The organism is Paraburkholderia sediminicola (assembly GCF_902859805.1).
GTDB classification, from domain to species: domain Bacteria; phylum Pseudomonadota; class Gammaproteobacteria; order Burkholderiales; family Burkholderiaceae; genus Paraburkholderia; species Paraburkholderia sediminicola.
In genome coordinates, this window is sequence record NZ_CADIKC010000001.1 from 1,839,933 (window position 1) to 1,857,958 (window position 18,026).

Here is an 18,026-nt window from a genome sequence, read left to right on the forward strand (position 1 = left end):
CTATAAGACCAACGCCGATGGCGACCGATTCGAAGACCAGTAGCGGGTCGAAAACCACTGGATTCGAATTTACACGCACTTGCACGCCCGGTGACGTTTTCGTCGCGCGGAATACTTCGACAATCGACCGCGTTCAGCCGGATCTGGCCAGGTGAGGGTCGAATACGAATGACCACGGCCAACGTGGCAGTGGTCATTCGCTACCTTTCCCGGGCCCTCAGAACGAGAACGTTGTATTGAGCATCACCAGACGCGCCTCGCCGACCGCAATGATCAGATTGCTGTTGCTTGACGGGTAATACGTCTTGTCGAAGACGTTCTTCACGTTGAGTTGCACGCGCGTTGGAATCTTGCCGATCTTCGTTTCGTAGGCGGCGAATAGATCGGCGACGACATAGCCCGGCAGCGTAAAGCTGTTTGCCGTATCACCCGGGCGCTTTCCGACCAGTCGCGCACCGCCGCCGAAACGCCATTGCCCCGGCAGATAGGGCAGCATCGTGTCGTACACGGCAAACACGCTGCCGCTATGGCGCGGGGCATTCACGAGACGCGTGTTGTCTTCGCGGTCGACGGCGTCCGTGTAGGCATAACTCGCAATCACGCTGACATGCCGTGTCAGCTGACCGGCGACATCGAGTTCGATCCCGCGTGAACGTGCGCTGCCGATTGTCGACGTCGTATCGCCGACGGTGACCGCGACATTCTGCTTGTCGATCTGATAGACCGCGAGCGTGCCTGTAATGCCGGGCTTCGCTTCGAATTTCAAACCGGCTTCGTAGACCCGGCCGCGCTCGGGTGCGAGGGGCTCGCTGACCTCCGTGGCGACGTTCGGCACGAACGACTTGCTGAAGTTCGCATAGGCAGACAACGCGGGCGTGAGCTTGTACACCAACCCGAACTGCGGCAGCCACACTTGCCCGTGCGAGTGATCGGCGATGACGAATGGGCGCCCCACGCCGGAAAGTTGCTGCCAGTTTTCCCAGCGCACACCGCCGACGGCAATCAGACGGTCGGTCAGGTGGACCGTGTCCTGCGTAAGCAGCGAGTACGTATGGACCTTCGAGAGGCTGTCGCTTTGCGACGCGCTCGCTGTGCCGCCCGTCGAGAGCGTTCCATAGACCGGGTCGAAGAGGTCGAATCCGGACACTGCCTTGCCGCGGATGGTGTCGCCGCGGAAGGAGCGCTGGCGTTCGTATTCGCCGCCTACGTAGACTTCGTGACGCATGCCCGCGAAGTTCAGGTCGCCGACCGCGCCGATCGTGGCGATTTCATCGGAATCGTTGCGGCCAAGGTTCGCATCCGATGAGCGGCTCATGATGCCGGTCTTGCTGTTGAACGCGGTTGCACGGGTCAGGTACTGATCGTAGCGATCGCGGCTCCAACCGTAGGTGGCGCGCATGCGCCACTGATCGGAGAACCGGTGTTCGATCTTGGCCCGCAGCGTTTCCTGCTTGCCGGTACTTTGCGCCCATGCTTCTTCGTAACGGGTGTAGCGCAACGCGTCGTCCAGATGACCGTTCACGAGAACTGTCCCACGGTCGAAGGGCGTCGTGTAATCGACGTACTGGTAACTCAGATCGATCGAGGTGTTGGCATCGTGCCACGACAGTGACGGCGCGATTAGCGCGTCGCGCTGCCGTCCGAAGCTGCGCCAGTAACGCGCGGTGTTGTATTCACCGGTCAGCCGGAAGGCCAGTGTTCCTCCCGCCACCTGACCCGGTTGTCCGATCGGGCCGGTGAGGTCGAAGCTGGTTCCGCTGCCACGGTGGCTGGTGTACGTCGCCGATACCGAGCCGTGCAGTTCGTCCTCCGGTTTGCGCGTGATCATGTTGATCACACCGCCCGGTTGCTGAATGCCGTACAGCAGCGAAGCCGGCCCCTTCAATACTTCGACACGATCGATCGTGGCCAGATAGCTGTGCAGGATCGGCGATCGAATGCCGTCGACAAGGATCGAGCCGTCGTTGTTCGAGCCGAAGCCACGCTTGATGAACGCATCGCGTGTTCCGCCGAGCGTGTTGGTCTGGGTGACGCCGCTGACGTTGCCAAGCACATCGTCGAGACTCCGCGCCTGCTGATCCTGCATCACGCTCGAACTGACTACCGCGACAGACTGCGGAATCTCGCTGATTTTCCGTTCGCCACCGCCGGATATCTGGCTGGTGAGCGGGCGATAGCCGATCGTCGGTTCGAGGTCCGGTGCGGCGTGCACCGAAACCGCCGGCAACTCTTTCTCTGCGGGCGTTTGATCGCTGGTGACGTCGGCCGAGGCGCCGATGGCGGGATGCGTCGAAGCTGCGTACATCAGGAAAGCTATGTGCAGACCGAAGCCGAAACGGCGGTGACGCCCCGGGAGCCCGGAAATTCGCAGAAGACGCATGTGTCAGGAGACCGCCTGCCGACCCACGCGAGAACGCGGAAAGGTAGTTGTAGCGGTGGGTCAAGGGTTATGAAAGAGATCGGATGTTAATGCAAATGGGAATCGTTATCAATAACGACCAAAAAAATAAGGCGGTGAGCAGGCGTTGCCAGTCCGATCGGGTTGTCGATCGACGTCTTCGAGGAGGTTCAGTCGAGGTGTTCGTTACGTGATGGGTCTGGCTTTAGGGTGCACGTTTCGTCTGCACATGTAGAGCCGGTTCCTAGTCCGATCCATCTGGAAACGCTCATGCGATTGCGGGCGAACATGCGGTATAGAAGCCGGAAGGTGGGGCGCATGACCGGTACGCGCAACGGTGCAACCATCCATCCTCTGCCGGCCAGCGTATAGGCGGCGACTATGCTGTCTATCCCCACGAGGCACCGTCCCTCAGCCGTCCGGGCGTGCAACTGCCGATTGAGCGCAGCCAGGTCGACGCCGAGCGGCGCCGGATCGAAGCCCGGCTGCGCGATATCGATGAACGCAAGCTTGCTATGCCGATCCCACGCGCGCAGTCGCTTCATTTCGGCAACGCATAGCGGGCACTTTACGTCGATGTACAACGTCAGTGAAGCGATCTTCATGGCAAATTCTCCTTGCTGTTCGTTCAGTTGTTTCTGTCAAGAGAGAAATTAAGTCGACCTGAGCCCACCGTCAAGCGTTATTTCTCTCTTGACAGAAATAACTGAAAAAAATAAAGTCACTGACATGGAACTCACACCAATTACCGAACGATTCATTCTCCACTGGGGCGAAATGGGCTCGCGCTGGGGCGTCAACCGCACCGTCGCGCAGATTCATGCGTTGCTGTATCTGCTCGGCCGCCCTATCGCGGCGGACGAGATCGCGGACACGCTCGGTGTTGCCCGCTCCAATGTGAGCACGAGTCTGAAGGAGCTCCAATCGTGGCGCCTCGCGAAGGTGGTGCATGTGATGGGAGATCGTCGCGACCACTTTGAAACGTCCACGGATATCTGGGAACTGTTCAAGCTGATCGTGGAAGGGCGCCGGCAACGCGAGATCGATCCGACGCTGACCATGTTGCGGGATAGCCTGACCAGTCCGGAGATGGGGCAAGAGAGTCACGACACGGAACAACGCATTCGCGACACGTTGAAGTTTCTCGAAACGCTCACGACCTGGTCCGATGAGATGCTGCGTATGAAGCCCGAAACGCTGATGAAGACGCTTGGCGTAGGCGCGAAGATCAGTCGTACGGTACGGCGCACCAAGAGCTAGCAGAATGAGATGGACGACAGGATCGTCCATTTTTTTGACCTGTTATTTCTGTTTATACAGAAATAACAGTAACTAAGGGAATTGAAATGAGACTGTGTTCAGCGAGTGTGCCCTGTGCTGCATCTGTCGTGGAGTCCACGGTATGAACATCCTGGTCTGCGGTGCGGAAGGTTTCATCGGCCGGGCGCTGTGCGACGCACTCGCACGGGAAGGGCACCGGGTGTGCAGAGGCGTGAGACACGCCACGCGCGAAGATGAAGTCGGAATCGACTACACAAGCGATGTTGCGCCGACCGATTGGCTGTCGAGATTGCACGCTATCGATGTCGTGATCAACGCGGTCGGCATCCTGATCGAGCGGGGCGATCAGACGTTCGACCTGATCCACCGCCGTGCGCCGATCGCGCTGTTCGAGGCGGCGTCTCGTGCGGGCGTTCGGCGCATCGTTCAGGTATCTGCGCTCGGCGCGCAGACCGGCGATACGGACTACTTCGCCAGCAAGCGGGCCGCCGACGAATATCTGCAATCCTTGCCCGTCACCCACTACATCCTCCGGCCCGCTCTGGTCTATGGGACGACAGGTTCTTCGTCACGTTTCTTTCGTGCCATAGCGAGCCTGCCGGTTCATCCGTTGCCTGCCGGCGGTCATCAACTGGTGCGGCCGATTCACATCGATGAACTCGCCGAAATCGTCGCGCGACTCGTGAAGACCGACACCGCCGATCAGCCGGTTCTTGATCTGGTAGGCGGCACGCAACTCGAGTATGGGCAAATGCTGGCGGCCTATCGCGCATCTATGGCGCTGCCTCCTGCATGGCGCGTTGGCATTCCGGCTTTCCTGGTCGATGCAGGCGCAGCGCTATTCGACCGCGTCCCCAATTCAATGCTGACACGTGACACCTGGCGAATGCTCCAGATGGGAAGCACCGGGAACGTCGCGTCGACAACGAAGCTGTTGGGGCGTCCGCCAGCAGGTCTCGAATCGTTTGTCGCGCCAGTCGACGCGATTCCGTTACGTCATGCCGCGCTGGCAGTATGGCGACCCGCCTTGCTGCGTGCCGCACTGGCGATCATGTGGATCTGGACGGCGGTCTGCAGCGCCTTTATCTATCCGCAGGCGGCGAGTCTGGCACTGCTCGCGCGCGTGCATCTGCAGGGCGGCGCGGCGCTTGCCGTCCTCTATCTGGCGGCGGCTTTGGATTTCGCCTTTGGCATTGCCACACTCGTTCGTCCGGGACGGCGTCTCTGGGCGATGCAGATAGGGCTCGTCACTGCGTATTCGATCGTAATAGCTGTGGCGTTGCCCGAATTCCTGTGGCATCCGTTCGGTCCGATCCTGAAGAACGTGCCGATCCTGGCTTTGCTGCTCGTTCTCTTTAGTGAAGAAACACGGTCATGAATCTCTATCTCGCGATCAAGACTCTGCACATCATTTCGTCGATGCTGCTGGTGGGAACCGGATTTGGCACGGCGTTCTATCTCTACTTTGCAAACCGCACGCGTTGCGTACCCGCGATTGCAACCGTTTCGCAACTGGTGGTGCGGGCCGATCTCTGGTTCACTACGCCAGCCGTCATTTTTCAACCGCTGTCCGGTTTGTGGCTCGCGCACGCCGCAGGCTGGTCGTGGAGTACGCCGTGGATTGTCGCGGCGATCGGGCTCTATCTGGTTGCGGGCGCATGTTGGTTGCCGGTCGTCTGGCTCCAGTTGGGCATGGCGAGAATGGCCGCGACCGCGAATGCAAGTGGCATGGCTGCACTACCGCCGCAGTATTGGCGATATGCCATGCACTGGGAATGGTTGGGGTATCCGGCATTCGCGGCGATGCTGGCAGTGTATTACCTGATGGTGTTCAAGCCGGCTCTGTAGCTGATCTTAGATGCACTTCTGTTTGCGGCTGGTCTGTCTCTCCTCTTGCTGGACGGCCGCAAGTCGCATTACTTCGCGATACGACGCTGTTGTTTTTCCAGGTCCAACCTGACTATGCGTGCCGCTGACGCCAGGTAAAGCGGCGATGGATTGCGACGCTCTTCGCAAAGACACGTGTACGTCAGCTTGATCACGTGATCGTCGTTTGACGCCAAGGCCATCCGGCACACGTCGTCCCAGTCAACGACGGCGTCAGGCGAATCTGTTTCAACCTTCGCGGGACTGCGGACCGTTGCATACGCCGCGCACAGCGCAATCCACAAGCCGGGCAGCAATTGTTCCGCCAACGCGTCAGGCAACTCTGCCAGGAGGATCCGAGCCGCGTGCGTCGCCGTAACCGTGTGAAGCACCGTGAAGTCTGGCGAGCGCCAGTAGGCACTAATCGTCGCCCGCGCCAGATCGTCGAGTAAGGACACAGTGGCCGGAGGCGCAAGGACGGCCTGCCTGAATCGCACATCGCTTGCAACGGCGCGCAAGCGTGAGGTGATTGAGTTGCCCTGTACGACACTGTCGTCTATTGCACGCACGACCTTGTCAAACCCGGCTTCGACATTGTCTGCCGTGCGGGCCTTGTCGAAACGGGCTTCGATCGGCAGATGCGACGAGATTAACGCGGCCAGGCCGGAGGCGATCTCGCCGGCATGCGCCGCCTCGATGCCGTATGCCAAGCGGATAAGCGCGTGAAAGGCCTGCGTTGCTGGTGCGAACGGCACCTCTTTCAGCACTGCCGCGATGACCGGGACGGCGCCCGCTTCGGCGATCCAGTCCAGAAAACACAGGCGCAACGCGCCGAACGCGGCGGCATTGCCGAGTTGCCGCGACCATTCGTGACGGCTGACGATTGTGTCGACAGGCGGCGCGCTCAATGCATATTCGCGCTCCCACATATCGAAGAATTCCTGCAGTCGAGCGGGCGATGCTCCCATCCCGGCCAACGCGACAAGCGCCATCGGACAATGGTTGGTCGTGCCTCTGGCCATCAGGTCGAAGCGAGCGTTTGCATCCAGGAGCTCGTTCAATTTGAGCTTAACGGGGTCCTTGCGCATAGTGCCGTCTCTCGATCAAAGGAACGAATCCATTGTGAAAGTTCAAGTAGACTTGAAGTCAAGAGAGAATTCGTGGAAACGTGATGAACGAGACGACGATTACAATTGGTGAACTGGCCAGGCGCTCGGGCGTCGCGGCGAGTGCGATTCGTTTTTATGAGGAACAGGGGCTGATCAACAGTACCCGAACAGAAGGTGGTCATCGGCAGTATCGAAGGGAAGTCCTTCGCCGCGTCGGGTTTATCCGCGCCGCGCAGGCTGTCGGCCTGAACCTTTCGGAGATTCGTTCTGCCCTTGAGACGTTGCCCGGGCAACGCACGCCGACCAGGCAGGATTGGCAACGTCTCTCGCGCGCCTGGCAGCCTTTGCTGCAGGAGCGTATAGACGGTCTTATTGCATTGCGCGATCAGCTCGCGTCCTGTGTCGGCTGCGGATGCCTTTCGCTGAAGTCCTGTTCTCTCTACAATCCCGGCGATGTTGCCCGGCGACGGGGAAGCGGTGCGCGATATCTGCTGGGCGACACCTCGCGCGCGGTGTTGGCGGACGATATCGCGGATAAGCAGAAGACGTGATGCGGCGAAGTGATAACTCGCCAATGAAGCGCTTACGCTTGCCTCCTTTGTCGCAGACGTCGCTGAACCTGAAAGGAAGCATGAAACGACTATTCCTCGCTGCGCTCGCAGCCACCTCTTTCGCGACTTGTGTTCATGCGCAAAGCAACGAATCCGGACCGCTCGTCACGCCCGCGGGCAAGCTGCAGTTCGAACGCGGCGACCGCGATTTCGTGGGGACGCTCGACAACGAAGTTTTCGATCGTTTCGGTGCGAACACACTTGCGCACTTCGACGACATCGACAACGCAAATGACACCGTCACGCGCATGCTCGTGCAAACGGATTCCGGCCCGGTGCTGTACGACTTTCGCCACCGTCCGCCACTTGTGCAACGCCTGGGTGAGCGCATGACGGTCAAGCGCGTGTTCTGGCAAAGCGATGAAGTCGTGATGCAAAGCGCGCAAGGCTGGTTCCGGTTCAAACGCGGCGTGCTGACGAAGCTGCAGTCGTCTACGACGACGTACCATTGATTACGCGCGCACTTCGAACATTCGAACGGAAGCCCGCCAGCGACGATATACATCGCCTTGCTCGCGCCTGAACTACTGAACGACTTCCGAACGCGCCTCAGTACTACGTGAATTCGGAGGTCGATTTCGGCTGGTCATTACGTCGAGAACATCGAAATGCGATGGTACGATTAATCGCCTTCATCTCTGCGTCTCGTCCAGAATCCATGCGCAACCTCGCCTATCTGCTTCTCTCGATCACGCTCGCTTCGCCGCTCCCGGCCCAGGCGTTCGGCATGAACAATCCAGACTACGATCAATGCATCTTGCAATCGCTGAGGAACAGCCAGAGCAGCGTGGCGGCAGACGCGATCAGACGCTCGTGCGACGCGCTTTACAGAAACGGCGAGTTGCTCTTACCTCGCGAAAAATCGTATCACGTGTGTGTCCTGCAGAATTTGCAGAACGTGAGGGACGAATTCGCGGTTCAACAGATTCTGAGAGCATGCCAACGCCAGAATCAGATGTGAACTATTTCGGGTTGCTGATGCTGTTGCTACCCAACATTGTCCGCGACCGAGATCAGCGCAAGCGCCGCCGGCACGAGCGGTTGCGCGGCCTCCTTGTTCGCCAACTGCCCGTAGACGTAGGCACCGTCGATAAGAAGTGCGATCTGGTTAGCCAGATTGTCCGGCCGCGCAACGCCGATTTGCTTCGCTAGCGTACCGAGACGGCGGCGCAACTCGACCTTATGCCTGAGGGCCACCACCCGCGCGGGATGATCCGGCGCCGGAAACTCCGTTGCCACGTTGAGAAAAGGGCAGCCGCGGTATTTCGGTGCGGCGATGTCGCGAGCGATCCAGTTGAGGTGAGCCGTGAGTTCATCTTTCGGGGCGTTCCGGTGGCGCGTCGCGGTCTTGTCCCAGTCGGCCCAATAATTCGCATCGTCCCGTTCGAGCACCGCAGCGACAAGATCGTCCTTGGTCGTGAAGTGCCGATAGAGACTGGTCTTCGCAACCCCTGAGCGTTCGACGACGAGATCGACGCCGACGGCTCGGACACCCTCCTGGTAAAACAACTCCGCCGCCGTATCGAGTATGCGTTCCCGGACGCTGGTGGAACTGGCGGTTACGGCTTCTTTTGCTGTGGTAGCTGTGCCTCTGCTCATGGCAAGTCCTCTTGAGAGACGGAAACTTTATGCATGCCGGTTACTGTACAAGGATATCTCTTGACACGCTACAGATCTGTACTCTACTCTCTGTCAAACGCTACAGATCTGTAGCGTTACTGGTTCACCGATCTGCTATCCCGCCATTCGAAGAAACACCATAACAACTGGAGGTCTGCAATGACGTCGAATCAAACCGTGGCCGTCTTTGGCGCCTATGGCCATACCGGCCGCTTCGTGGTGTCTGAACTGGTCAGGCGTGGCTGGAGACCCATCATTTCCGGACGCGATGCCAGCAAGCTGAACGCCCTCGGCGCCGCTTACCCCGGGCTGGACATTCGGCCCGCGTCGGTAGACGACCCGGATTCTCTCGACCGGGCGCTTGCGGGTGCGGCCGCTGTGATCAATTGCGCCGGCCCCTTCGCCAGTACGTCCGCGCCGGTGATCGAAGCCGCGTTGCGCGCACGGATTCCGTATCTGGACGTCGCCGCGGAGTTAGAGGCCAATCTGGATACGTTCAAGCATTACGCTGAGCGGGCGCGCGAGGCGGGCGTCGTGATCGTGCCGGGGATGGCATTCTTCGGCGGCTTGGGCGATCTTCTTGCCACGGCGGCAATGGGCGATTGGACGGCAGCGGACGAAATCAGCATCGCCTATGGGCTCAGCAGCTGGAAGCCGACGCTCGGCACAAGGGCGGCGGGTCAGGTTTCGCGGCAGCGTAGAGAGGGGCGGCGCCTTGTCTTTACGAAAGGGCAGATGGTGTTCCGCACGGACGCAGCGCCGGTTGGCGAATGGCAGTTTCCTGCACCGCTCGGCACGCAACCGGTCATTGGAGAGTTCACGATGGCGGATACGGTGACGATCGCGCGCCATCTGAAGACACCCGAGATTCGCTCGTATATGACGGCGGTGGCGGTTAAAGATCTGCTGGAGCCGGATGCGTCGCCGCCTGTCGCGGTCGACGAAAACGGACGCTCCGCGCAAACCTTCCTGGTCGACGTTGTCGTGCGGTCGGGAGGCAATGAACGCCGCGTATCGGCAAGCGGTCAGGATATCTACGCAATCAGCGCGCCTCTGGTGGTAGAAGCGGTCAGTCGTGTCGTCAATGGGCTGGTCCACGGGACAGGCGTCTTCACCGCCGGCGAAGCTTTCGACGCGCGTGATTTTCTCGAGTCGCTGCGTCATCAGGAGCATCTGGCATTGGAGACGCCGTGAATAGTGGTCCTGTTTTCAGGCGCTCACTGCGACGCGGCCCGACTGTCCGGATGCCGCGGATCATGCAGCTGGTCTACCGACCAGCCGCCGCCCAGATCGCCAAATAGCGAGGCCGAGTCCAGCAGGCGCGTCTCCTGAACATTCAGCGCGGTCTGCTGAGTGCTCAGTTGTGTGGCCTGCGCGGTCGCCACGGTCGTGTAGTCCACCGTACCGGCCTGGTACTCGTTGAAAGCGATCTCGGCGCCACGCGTTGCATCCTGTACAGCGGTATCCAGAACGACCGATTGCTCGGCGAGGATTCGCAACCCGCTCAAGTCGTCTTCAACGTTCTGGAACGCCGTCAACACTGTGCCCCGGTAGTTGGCGACGGCCGAGTCGTAGGCCGCCTTCGCCGCGTCGACATCGGCGCTGCGCAGGCCGCCGTCAAAAAGCGTTTCGGTGGCGCTGCCGCCCAGCGACCAGACGTAGTTGGCCACGTTGAACAGACCGGACAACGGCGACTGCGTGAGACCGGCCAGCCCGGAAAGGGAAATATCCGGGTAGTAAGCCGACACAGCCACGCCGATTGCCGCGTTTTGCGCCGCCATCTTGCGTTCGGCGGCGGCGATATCGGGCCGGCGTTCGAGCAGCGTCGACGGCACGCCGACGGGCACACCCGGCAGCGTCGGCATCGTGGTGCTGTGCGTAATCGAGAGCTCTTCCGGATTCTTGCCCACCAGCACGGCGATTGCGTGTGCGTCTTGAGCGCGCGCCACGCCGAGCGCAATCAGGTTGGACTGCGCCGTCTCGAGCTGGGTGCGGGCGGAGATCAAGTCGGACGGCGGGATGGTGCCCGCGTGATCCTGGTCGGACACCACGTCCAGAAAGTGCTGGTAGGCCACGACCGTCTTCTGCAGAAGGTCGATATTGGCGTCGCTGGTGCGCAGCTGGATGATCGCCGTGGCCAGCGCCACCTGCTCGGAGAGCGTCGCATTGGCGAACGTCGCTTCGCTCGATTGCGCCGTCGCGGCGTTTTCTTCGATCGTGCGCCGCACCTGGCCCCACAGGTCAGGCGCCCAGCTGACATTGCCTTCCAGTGAGGCCGAGTTGACCACTCGGGCGGCATTGCCGACCGAGCTGCGCGCCTTGGTGCCCGAACCGGTTACGCCGATGGTCGGAAACAGGCCGGCACGCGCCACCCGCACCTCTGCCAGCGCTTCCTGATAGTTTGCGTAGTCCGCGCGCACGGTCTGGTTCGACACCGACACCAGCGGTTCGAGCTGGTCCATCAGCGGATCGTTGAAGGCCGTCCACCAGTCGCCCTTCGGCTTGTCCGCCGCGGGCTCGGCTTGCGTCCAGCCCGGCAACTCGGAGTAGGTGGCGGCCACGTTGACTTGCGGCCGGTGGTAGTCCGGGCCGACCATGCAGCCGCTGACCAGCAGGGCCAGCGTCGCGACGGCCAGCGGCCGAAGGTGGCCAAAGCGGCCAGGGCGGCCAAAGCGGTTACGGGAAATCTTCATCGTCATGCCCTCGTATCCGGTTGTCCGGGTTGCTGCGCGTCGCGATTCCATGGCAGGTTGGCGGACCATCTGACCAGCTTGAAACGCAAGCGGTCGAGATAGAGGTAGATCACCGGCGTCGTGTACAAGGTAAAGACCTGACTCAGGATCAGGCCACCCATCACCGTGATACCGAGCGGTTGCCGCAGCGACGCGCCCTGGCCAATGCCGATGGCGAGCGGCACCGCGCCGAGCACGGCCGCGAAGGTGGTCATCATGATCGGCCGCAGACGCACCACGGCGGCCGAGTGAATCGCGTCCCTTGCCGGCATGCCTTCGGTACGCTGCAAATGGATCGCGACGTCGACCATCATGATGCCGTTCTTCTTGACGATACCGATCAGCAGGATGATGCCGATCAACGCGATCACCGAGAACGGTGTGCCGAAAATCAGCAAGGCCAGCGTCGCACCAATACCCGCGGACGGCAGTGTCGACAGGATGGTCAGCGGGTGGATCGAGCTTTCGTACAGCACGCCGAGCACGATATACACCACGCCGAGCGCCGCCAGGATCAGCAGCGGCACCGTCCCCATAGACTGCGAGTAGGCCGCCGCCGCGCCGGCGAACGAGCCGTGGATGCTGGCGGGCATGCCGATCTCGCGGATCGTGTTGTTGATCGCCACGCCCGCCTTGCTCAACGAACCGCCCGCCGGCAGGTTGAACGAAATCGTCGCGGCCACGAGGCCGCTTTGGTGGTTCACCTGCGTTGACGTATGACTGTTCGAGAACGAAGCCAGCGCCGCCAGCGGCACCATGGTTTCCGCCGACGTGCTGTCCGCGCTGCCGGTCGAACTGCCGCCCTTGCTGTTGGCAATGCTGTTGGTGGTCGCGTTGGCTTGTGCGTTCGAGTTGAGTGCGTTCGTGGTCGTGGTCGTACCGGCTTCGGTTGCCACGGTCACGCCCGACACCGTGGCGCCCGGCATCTGCGTGGCCGCCGTGCCGGTGGCGTTGCCCGACGCCCTGCTCAGGTAAATCTGGTTGAGCGCTTGCGGGTATTGCCAGTAATCCGGCGCCACCTCCATCACCACGAAATACTGGTTGAGCGGGTTGTAGATGGTCGACACCGTGCGCTGGCCGAACGCGTCATACAGCACGTTGTCGACCTGGTTCGGCGCGAAGCCGTAACGCGCTGCCGTCGAACGATTGATGGTGACGTAGGTTTGCAGGCCGTTTTGCTGCAAGTCCGAATTCACGTCGAGCAACTGCGCGTGCTCCTTGGCGAGCGCGGCGACGAGCAGCGGTGTCCACTTGAATAGCGCGGCGGAATCGTCGCTGGTGAGCGTGTACTGATACTCGGCGGCGGATTGCCGTCCGCCGATTCGCAGATCCTGCTGCGCCTGGATAAAGAGCCGGGCGCCTGAGACCGCATTGAGCTTGGGCCGCAGGCGGTTCACGACCTCGGTGGCCGAGGCGTGGCGTTGCGCCAGCGGCTTGAGTTCGATGAACACGTTCGCGGTATTGAGCGCGCGGCCACCCGTAAAGCCCGCGACCGAGGCCACCGCCGGATCCTTCTGCACGATCTCCTGCAATTGCGTGAGCTTCTTTTGCATTGCCGGAAAGGAGATGCTCTGGTCGGCGATGATCTGTCCGATCAGGATGCCCGTGTCCTGTTCGGGAAAGAAGGTGGCCGGCACCAGTTTGAACAGGAACACGTTGCCCACGAGCAGACCAATCAACAGCAGGATGACCAGCAGTGCATGGTCCAGCACCGCCGTAAGCGAGCGCGCGTAGGCATTCTTGAAGCGATCGAACTGCTTTTCGACCCATATCGCCCAACGCGCTTTCGAATGCCCGGCGTTGTCGCGGCTCAGCACGTAGGCGCACATGGCCGGCGTGACCGTCAGCGAAATCACCAGCGAGATCAGGATGGCGATGGACAGCGTGACCGCGAACTCATGGAACAGCAGGCCGACCACGCCCGGCATCAGCATGATCGGGAGGAACACCGCGATCAGCGAGAGGCTCATCGAGATAACCGTGAAACCCACTTCGCCGCTGCCTTTCAAGGCCGCCTCTTTCGGACTGAGCCCCAACTCCATGTGACGCACGATGTTTTCCAGCACCACCACCGCATCGTCCACCACGAAGCCGGTACCGATGGTCAGCGCCATCAGCGAGAGATTGTCGATGCTATAGCCGAGCAGATACATCGGCCCGAAGGTGCCCACGATCGACAGCGGCAGCGCGACGGCGGGCACCAGCGTGGCGCGCGGCGACTGCAGGAAAATGAACACAACACCCACTACCAGCAGCACGGCGATGAACAACGTGCGCTCGGTGTCGCCCACCGACGCTCTGACCGATTCCGAGCGGTCGATCGCGATGCCCACGTGCACACTGCTCGGCAGCGTCGCTTCGATTGAAGGCAGGACTTTGCGAATCTGCGCGACGGTGCTCACGACATTGCTGCCCGGCATCGGATACACGATCACGAGGATGGCCGACTTGCCGTTGAAGAGCCCGGCGTTGCGGATATTTTCGTTCGAATCCCTGACCTGGGCCACGTCGCGCAACTGGACCGGCGCGCCGTTGCGGTAGGCGACCACCAGGTCGCGATACGGCGCGGCATGCGTGATCTGGTCGTTGGACGTGACCACGTAGCGCTGGTCGCCCTCATCGAGATGGCCCTTCGCGCTGTCGGCATTGGCGGCGCTGATCGCCGCGCGCACATCTTCCAGACCGATGCCGTAGCTGTTCAGTTTGCCCGGCTGCAATTCCACGCGTACCGAGGGCAACGCGCCGCCGCCAAGCGTGATCTGGCCCACCCCCTGGACTTGCGAGAGTTGTTGCTGGATCACCGAATCCGCGGAGTCGTAGAGCTGTGCCTTGGTGAGCGTGTCCGACGTCAGCGAGAGCACCATGATCGGCGCATCCGCCGGGTTGTACTGACGATAGCTCGGGTTGCTGCGCAGCGTGGTCGGCAGGTCGGCGCGCGCCGCCTGGATGGCTGCTTCGACGTCGCGCGCGGCGCCGTTGATGTCGCGCTTCAGGCCGAACTCGACCACGATCAGCGACGAGCCGACGGAGCTGATCGAAGTCAGTTCTTCAACGTCGGCAATCGTGGCGAGCCGCCGCTCGAGCGGCTCGGCCACCGTGGTCCCCATGATGTCCGGGCTCGCGCCCGCCATGTTCGCCTGCACCACGATGACCGGAAAGGCAATGTTCGGCAACGGCGCAACCGGCAGCCGGAAGTAGGCGAGCGCCCCGGAGATCAGGATCGCGACGGCCAGAAGCGTGGTCGCGACAGGCCGCCGGATAAATAACGCCGAGATGTTCACGGCGTTTCCTCCGCGCCGCCAGGCGGCGAACTCTCCGGCTTATTGCGGTTGCGCCAGCGCCGCGTACGCTCGGCCATTCTGTCGAAGAACAGATAGATCACAGGCGTGGTGAAGAGCGTCAGTACCTGGCTCAGCGTCAGACCGCCGATGATCGCGAGACCCAGCGGCCGGCGCAGCTCCGAACCCGTGCCGCTGCCGAGCAGCATCGGCAGCGCGCCGAGCATGGCGGCGAGCGTGGTCATCAGGATCGGGCGGAAACGCAGCAGCGAAGCCTCGAAGATCGCCTCGCGCGGCGGCTTGCCGTGATTGCGTTCAGCGTCCAGCGCGAAGTCCACCATCATGATGGCGTTCTTCTTGACGATACCAATGAGCAGCACGATGCCGATGATGCCGATCACATCCAGGTCGCTGCCGGCGATCATCAGTGCGAGCAGCGCGCCGATACCCGCCGAGGGCAGCGTGGACAGAATCGTGACCGGATGGATGAAGCTCTCATAGAGCACGCCGAGCACGATATACACCGCCACCAGCGCCGCGATCAGCAGATAGACTTCGCTCGATAGCGAATCCTCGAAGGCCTGCGCCGCGCCCTGCAGCGACGAGGTGATCGACGGCGGCAGATTCACCGACTGCTCGGCCTGATGGATAGCCTTGACGGCGGTGCTCAACGAGGCATCTTTCGCAAGGTTGAACGAGATGGTGACCGATGGGAACTGCGCCAGATGGCTGATCACGAGCGGCGACTTCGTGATCTGGATCTTCGCGATGCCCGACAGCGGCACCTGGCCCGTGCTGCTGGTCTGACTCGGCAGATACAGGTTGCCGATCGACTGCACGTTCGGCAACGACTCCGGTTTGGCGACAAGAATCACGCGGTACTGGTTCGACTGCTCGAAGATGGTCGAGACGATCCGCTGGCCGAGCGCGTCGTAGAGCGCGTTGTCGATCGTCGCGGGCGTAATGCCGAAGCGCGCCGCCAACTGCCGGTTGACTTCGACGTTCACGCTGAGGCCGTCGGTATTCATGTCGCTTTGCACGTCGGCAAGCGACGGGATCTGCTTCATGCGCGCGATGAGTTCCGGCACGTACTTCTGGAACGCCTGCTGGCTCGGTCCGCGCAGCACGAAGCTGTACTGGTTCGGCGAGACGGTGGTATCGAGCGTCAGATCCTGCTCGGGCTGCATGTAGAGCTTGACGCCCGGCACATTGGCGACTTCCTGCTGCAGGCGCCGGGCCACTTCCTGCGCCGTGTCGGAACGCTTGTCTCGCTCGCGAAGATTGATCAGGAAGCGGCCATTGTTCAGCGTGGAGTTCGTGCCGTCGATACCTACGTAGGAGGTCAGCGAGACGACATCCGGGTCTTTCAGGATCGCATCGGCGAGCGCGCCCTGGCGGTTCACCATCGCCGCGTACGACACCGAGTTGTCGGCCACGCTAATACCCTCGATCACGCCGACGTCCTGCACCGGAAAGAGACCCTTCGGAATCACCACGTACAGGATGCCGGTCAGCACGACCGTGCCGACGGCCACCACGAGCGTCAGCACCTGGTGATCCAGCACCCAGCGCAGCCCGCGCTCATAGGCGCCGAGCGTCTTGTCGAACAGGCCCTCGCTAACGCGCTCAAAGCGGCTCGGATGACGGTCGGCCTGCGCGCGCAACATGCGCGCGCAGAGCATCGGCACCACGGTCAGCGACACGATCGCGGAGATCACGATGGTGACGGCCAGCGTCACTGCGAATTCGCTGAACAGACGCCCGATCACGCCGCCCATGAAGAGCAGCGGAATCAGCACGGCAATCAGCGAGATGGTCAGCGACAGAATCGTGAAGCCGATCTGGCCCGCGCCTTCCAGCGCGGCCTCGAGCGGCGTCTTGCCTTCCTCCAGATAACGCACGATGTTCTCGATCATCACGATCGAGTCGTCGACCACGAAGCCGGTGGCGATAATGAGCGCCATCAGCGAGAGGTTGTCGATCGAGTAATTCAACTGGTACATCACAGCCAGCGTGCCGATCAGCGACACCGGCACCGATATGCTCGGAATGAGCGTGGCGGGCACGTTGCGCAGGAATACGAAGATCACCGCGACCACCAGCACGATGGCGAGAATCAGTTCGAACGCCGCGTCGGAGACCGACGAGCGGATCACGCCCGTGGTGTCCGACACCACGGTCACCTTCATGCCGGCCGGCAGCGTGGACTCGAGCTGCGGCAACTGCTTCATGATCTGGTTGACGGTCGCGATCACGTTCGCGCCCGGTTGCCGCTGCACGTTGAGCACGATGGCCGGCGAGCCGTTGTACCAGGCGCCGCGCTCGACGTCCTGAGCAGCCTGACTGACCCGCGCGACGTCGCGCATGAACACCGGGGCGCCGTTCTGGTAGGCGATTACCGTGTCCAGATAGTCCTTCGGATCGGTGATCTGATCGTTGCCGTTGATCGTGTAATCGAGTTCCGGGCCGTCGAAATTACCCTTCGGCTGGCTGACGTTGACATAGCTGAGCAGCGTGCGCAGATCGTCGATGTTCAGGCCGTAGGCGGCCAGCTTGTGCGGGTCCGCTTCCACGCGGATCGCGGGTACGTTGCCGCCGCTCGTTGTGACCACACCCACGCCGGACACTTCGGAAATCTTGGTGCCGAGACGGTTGTTGGCGACGTCTTCGAGCTGGGTCAGCGACATCGATTTCGACGTGACCGCGAGCGTCAGGATCGGCTGGTCGGCCGGATTGACCTTGGCATACGTCGGCGGCGCGGGCAGGCCGGAGGGCAGGTAGCTGTTGGAGGCGTTGATGGCCTGCTGGACGTTCTGCTCGGCGATGTCGAGGTTCAGCGACAGATCGAACTGCAGCGTGATGACCGACGCGCCGTCCGAACTATACGACGTCATCTGTTGCAGGCCGGGGATCTCGCCCAACTGCACTTCGAGCGGCGCCGTGACGGTGGTGGCCATCACGTCCGGGCTCGCGCCCGGATAGAACGTCTGCACCTGGATGGTCGGATAGTCGACGTTGGGCAGCGACGAAACCGGCAGCACGCGCATTGCGACGAGGCCCACCAGCACGAGGGCGATCATCAGCAGTAGCGTGGCTACCGGTCGAAGAATAAACAGGCGGGAGATGTTCAT

At 61.6% G+C, this 18,026-nt stretch carries 14 protein-coding genes; 7 read left to right on the forward strand and 7 right to left on the reverse strand.

Annotated features, from left to right (window positions below; translation table 11 throughout):
• Positions 1–217 precede the first annotated feature (217 nt).
• Entirely contained in the window at positions 218–2,305 is a 2,088-nt protein-coding gene (locus tag R8871_RS08190; protein WP_246287493.1) for a TonB-dependent siderophore receptor, read from the reverse strand.
• Between the two features lie 263 nt (positions 2,306–2,568).
• Entirely contained in the window at positions 2,569–3,003 is a 435-nt protein-coding gene (locus R8871_RS08195) for a thiol-disulfide oxidoreductase DCC family protein (protein WP_175049848.1), read from the reverse strand.
• 124 nt (positions 3,004–3,127) lie between these two features.
• Here R8871_RS08195 and R8871_RS08200 point away from each other — a divergent pair, with 124 nt between their 5' ends.
• The 3 genes from R8871_RS08200 to R8871_RS08210 all read left to right on the forward strand — a co-directional run bounded on the left by R8871_RS08200 (position 3,128) and on the right by R8871_RS08210 (position 5,527).
• The gene (locus R8871_RS08200) at positions 3,128–3,658 is read left to right on the forward strand and encodes a GbsR/MarR family transcriptional regulator (RefSeq protein ID WP_175049849.1); all 531 of its coding nucleotides are present in this window, start codon (positions 3,128–3,130) and stop codon (positions 3,656–3,658) included.
• 142 nt (positions 3,659–3,800) lie between these two features.
• Positions 3,801–5,057 carry an SDR family oxidoreductase gene (locus R8871_RS08205; protein WP_175049850.1) on the forward strand — a complete coding sequence of 419 codons (1,257 nt, stop codon included), beginning with the start codon at positions 3,801–3,803 and terminating at the stop codon, positions 5,055–5,057.
• Entirely contained in the window at positions 5,054–5,527 is a 474-nt protein-coding gene (locus R8871_RS08210; protein WP_175049851.1) for a DUF2269 family protein, read from the forward strand. The genes R8871_RS08205 and R8871_RS08210 overlap by 4 nt, the downstream gene beginning before the upstream one ends.
• A gap of 68 nt (positions 5,528–5,595) precedes the next feature.
• On the opposite strand, the gene R8871_RS08215 is transcribed toward R8871_RS08210, so the two are convergent.
• A complete protein-coding gene (locus tag R8871_RS08215) occupies positions 5,596–6,633 on the reverse strand; it encodes a questin oxidase family protein (protein ID WP_175049852.1) in 1,038 nt (345 codons plus the stop codon).
• 83 nt (positions 6,634–6,716) lie between these two features.
• Between R8871_RS08215 and soxR the strand changes: the two genes are divergently transcribed.
• The 3 genes from soxR (at position 6,717) to R8871_RS08230 (ending at position 8,226) form a co-directional block, all read left to right on the forward strand.
• Positions 6,717–7,205, forward strand: coding sequence for a redox-sensitive transcriptional activator SoxR (gene soxR / locus R8871_RS08220; protein WP_175049853.1), 489 nt, complete (start codon positions 6,717–6,719; stop codon positions 7,203–7,205).
• An 80-nt stretch (positions 7,206–7,285) separates the two neighbouring features.
• Positions 7,286–7,717, forward strand: coding sequence for a hypothetical protein (locus R8871_RS08225; RefSeq protein WP_175049854.1), 432 nt, complete (start codon positions 7,286–7,288; stop codon positions 7,715–7,717).
• 206 nt (positions 7,718–7,923) lie between these two features.
• Complete coding sequence (locus R8871_RS08230) at positions 7,924–8,226, forward strand: VF_A0006 family four-cysteine protein (protein WP_175050039.1); 303 nt, start codon at positions 7,924–7,926, stop codon at positions 8,224–8,226.
• A gap of 26 nt (positions 8,227–8,252) precedes the next feature.
• On the opposite strand, the gene R8871_RS08235 is transcribed toward R8871_RS08230, so the two are convergent.
• Complete coding sequence (locus tag R8871_RS08235) at positions 8,253–8,864, reverse strand: TetR/AcrR family transcriptional regulator (RefSeq protein WP_175049855.1); 612 nt, start codon at positions 8,862–8,864, stop codon at positions 8,253–8,255.
• A gap of 180 nt (positions 8,865–9,044) precedes the next feature.
• Here R8871_RS08235 and R8871_RS08240 point away from each other — a divergent pair, with 180 nt between their 5' ends.
• Positions 9,045–10,079: a saccharopine dehydrogenase family protein gene (locus R8871_RS08240; RefSeq protein WP_175049856.1), complete on the forward strand. Its 1,035-nt coding sequence runs from the start codon at positions 9,045–9,047 to the stop codon at positions 10,077–10,079.
• A 23-nt stretch (positions 10,080–10,102) separates the two neighbouring features.
• Here the strand turns inward: R8871_RS08240 and R8871_RS08245 are convergent, their stop codons facing one another.
• From R8871_RS08245 to R8871_RS08255, 3 genes are read right to left on the reverse strand one after another with little or no spacing between them, the layout of a single operon-like run.
• Positions 10,103–11,584: an efflux transporter outer membrane subunit gene (locus R8871_RS08245; RefSeq protein ID WP_175049857.1), complete on the reverse strand. Its 1,482-nt coding sequence runs from the start codon at positions 11,582–11,584 to the stop codon at positions 10,103–10,105.
• Entirely contained in the window at positions 11,581–14,898 is a 3,318-nt protein-coding gene (locus tag R8871_RS08250) for an efflux RND transporter permease subunit (RefSeq protein WP_175049858.1), read from the reverse strand. The genes R8871_RS08245 and R8871_RS08250 overlap by 4 nt, the downstream gene beginning before the upstream one ends.
• The gene (locus tag R8871_RS08255; RefSeq protein ID WP_175049859.1) at positions 14,895–18,026 is read right to left on the reverse strand and encodes an efflux RND transporter permease subunit; all 3,132 of its coding nucleotides are present in this window, start codon (positions 18,024–18,026) and stop codon (positions 14,895–14,897) included. The genes R8871_RS08250 and R8871_RS08255 overlap by 4 nt, the downstream gene beginning before the upstream one ends.

What these genes read in the sequence shown, in the direction of transcription:
- R8871_RS08190 (WP_246287493.1), bottom strand. Translation starts at nt 2,305, where the DNA reads ATGTACGCAGCTTCGACGCATCCCGCCATCGGCGCCTCGGCCGACGTC.
- R8871_RS08195 (WP_175049848.1), bottom strand. Translation starts at nt 3,003, where the DNA reads ATGAAGATCGCTTCACTGACGTTGTACATCGACGTAAAGTGCCCGCTA.
- R8871_RS08200 (WP_175049849.1), top strand. Translation starts at nt 3,128, where the DNA reads ATGGAACTCACACCAATTACCGAACGATTCATTCTCCACTGGGGCGAA.
- R8871_RS08205 (WP_175049850.1), top strand. Translation starts at nt 3,801, where the DNA reads ATGAACATCCTGGTCTGCGGTGCGGAAGGTTTCATCGGCCGGGCGCTG.
- R8871_RS08210 (WP_175049851.1), top strand. Translation starts at nt 5,054, where the DNA reads ATGAATCTCTATCTCGCGATCAAGACTCTGCACATCATTTCGTCGATG.
- R8871_RS08215 (WP_175049852.1), bottom strand. Translation starts at nt 6,633, where the DNA reads ATGCGCAAGGACCCCGTTAAGCTCAAATTGAACGAGCTCCTGGATGCA.
- soxR (WP_175049853.1), top strand. Translation starts at nt 6,717, where the DNA reads ATGAACGAGACGACGATTACAATTGGTGAACTGGCCAGGCGCTCGGGC.
- R8871_RS08225 (WP_175049854.1), top strand. Translation starts at nt 7,286, where the DNA reads ATGAAACGACTATTCCTCGCTGCGCTCGCAGCCACCTCTTTCGCGACT.
- R8871_RS08230 (WP_175050039.1), top strand. Translation starts at nt 7,924, where the DNA reads ATGCGCAACCTCGCCTATCTGCTTCTCTCGATCACGCTCGCTTCGCCG.
- R8871_RS08235 (WP_175049855.1), bottom strand. Translation starts at nt 8,864, where the DNA reads ATGAGCAGAGGCACAGCTACCACAGCAAAAGAAGCCGTAACCGCCAGT.
- R8871_RS08240 (WP_175049856.1), top strand. Translation starts at nt 9,045, where the DNA reads ATGACGTCGAATCAAACCGTGGCCGTCTTTGGCGCCTATGGCCATACC.
- R8871_RS08245 (WP_175049857.1), bottom strand. Translation starts at nt 11,584, where the DNA reads ATGACGATGAAGATTTCCCGTAACCGCTTTGGCCGCCCTGGCCGCTTT.
- R8871_RS08255 (WP_175049859.1), bottom strand. Translation starts at nt 18,026, where the DNA reads ATGAACATCTCCCGCCTGTTTATTCTTCGACCGGTAGCCACGCTACTG.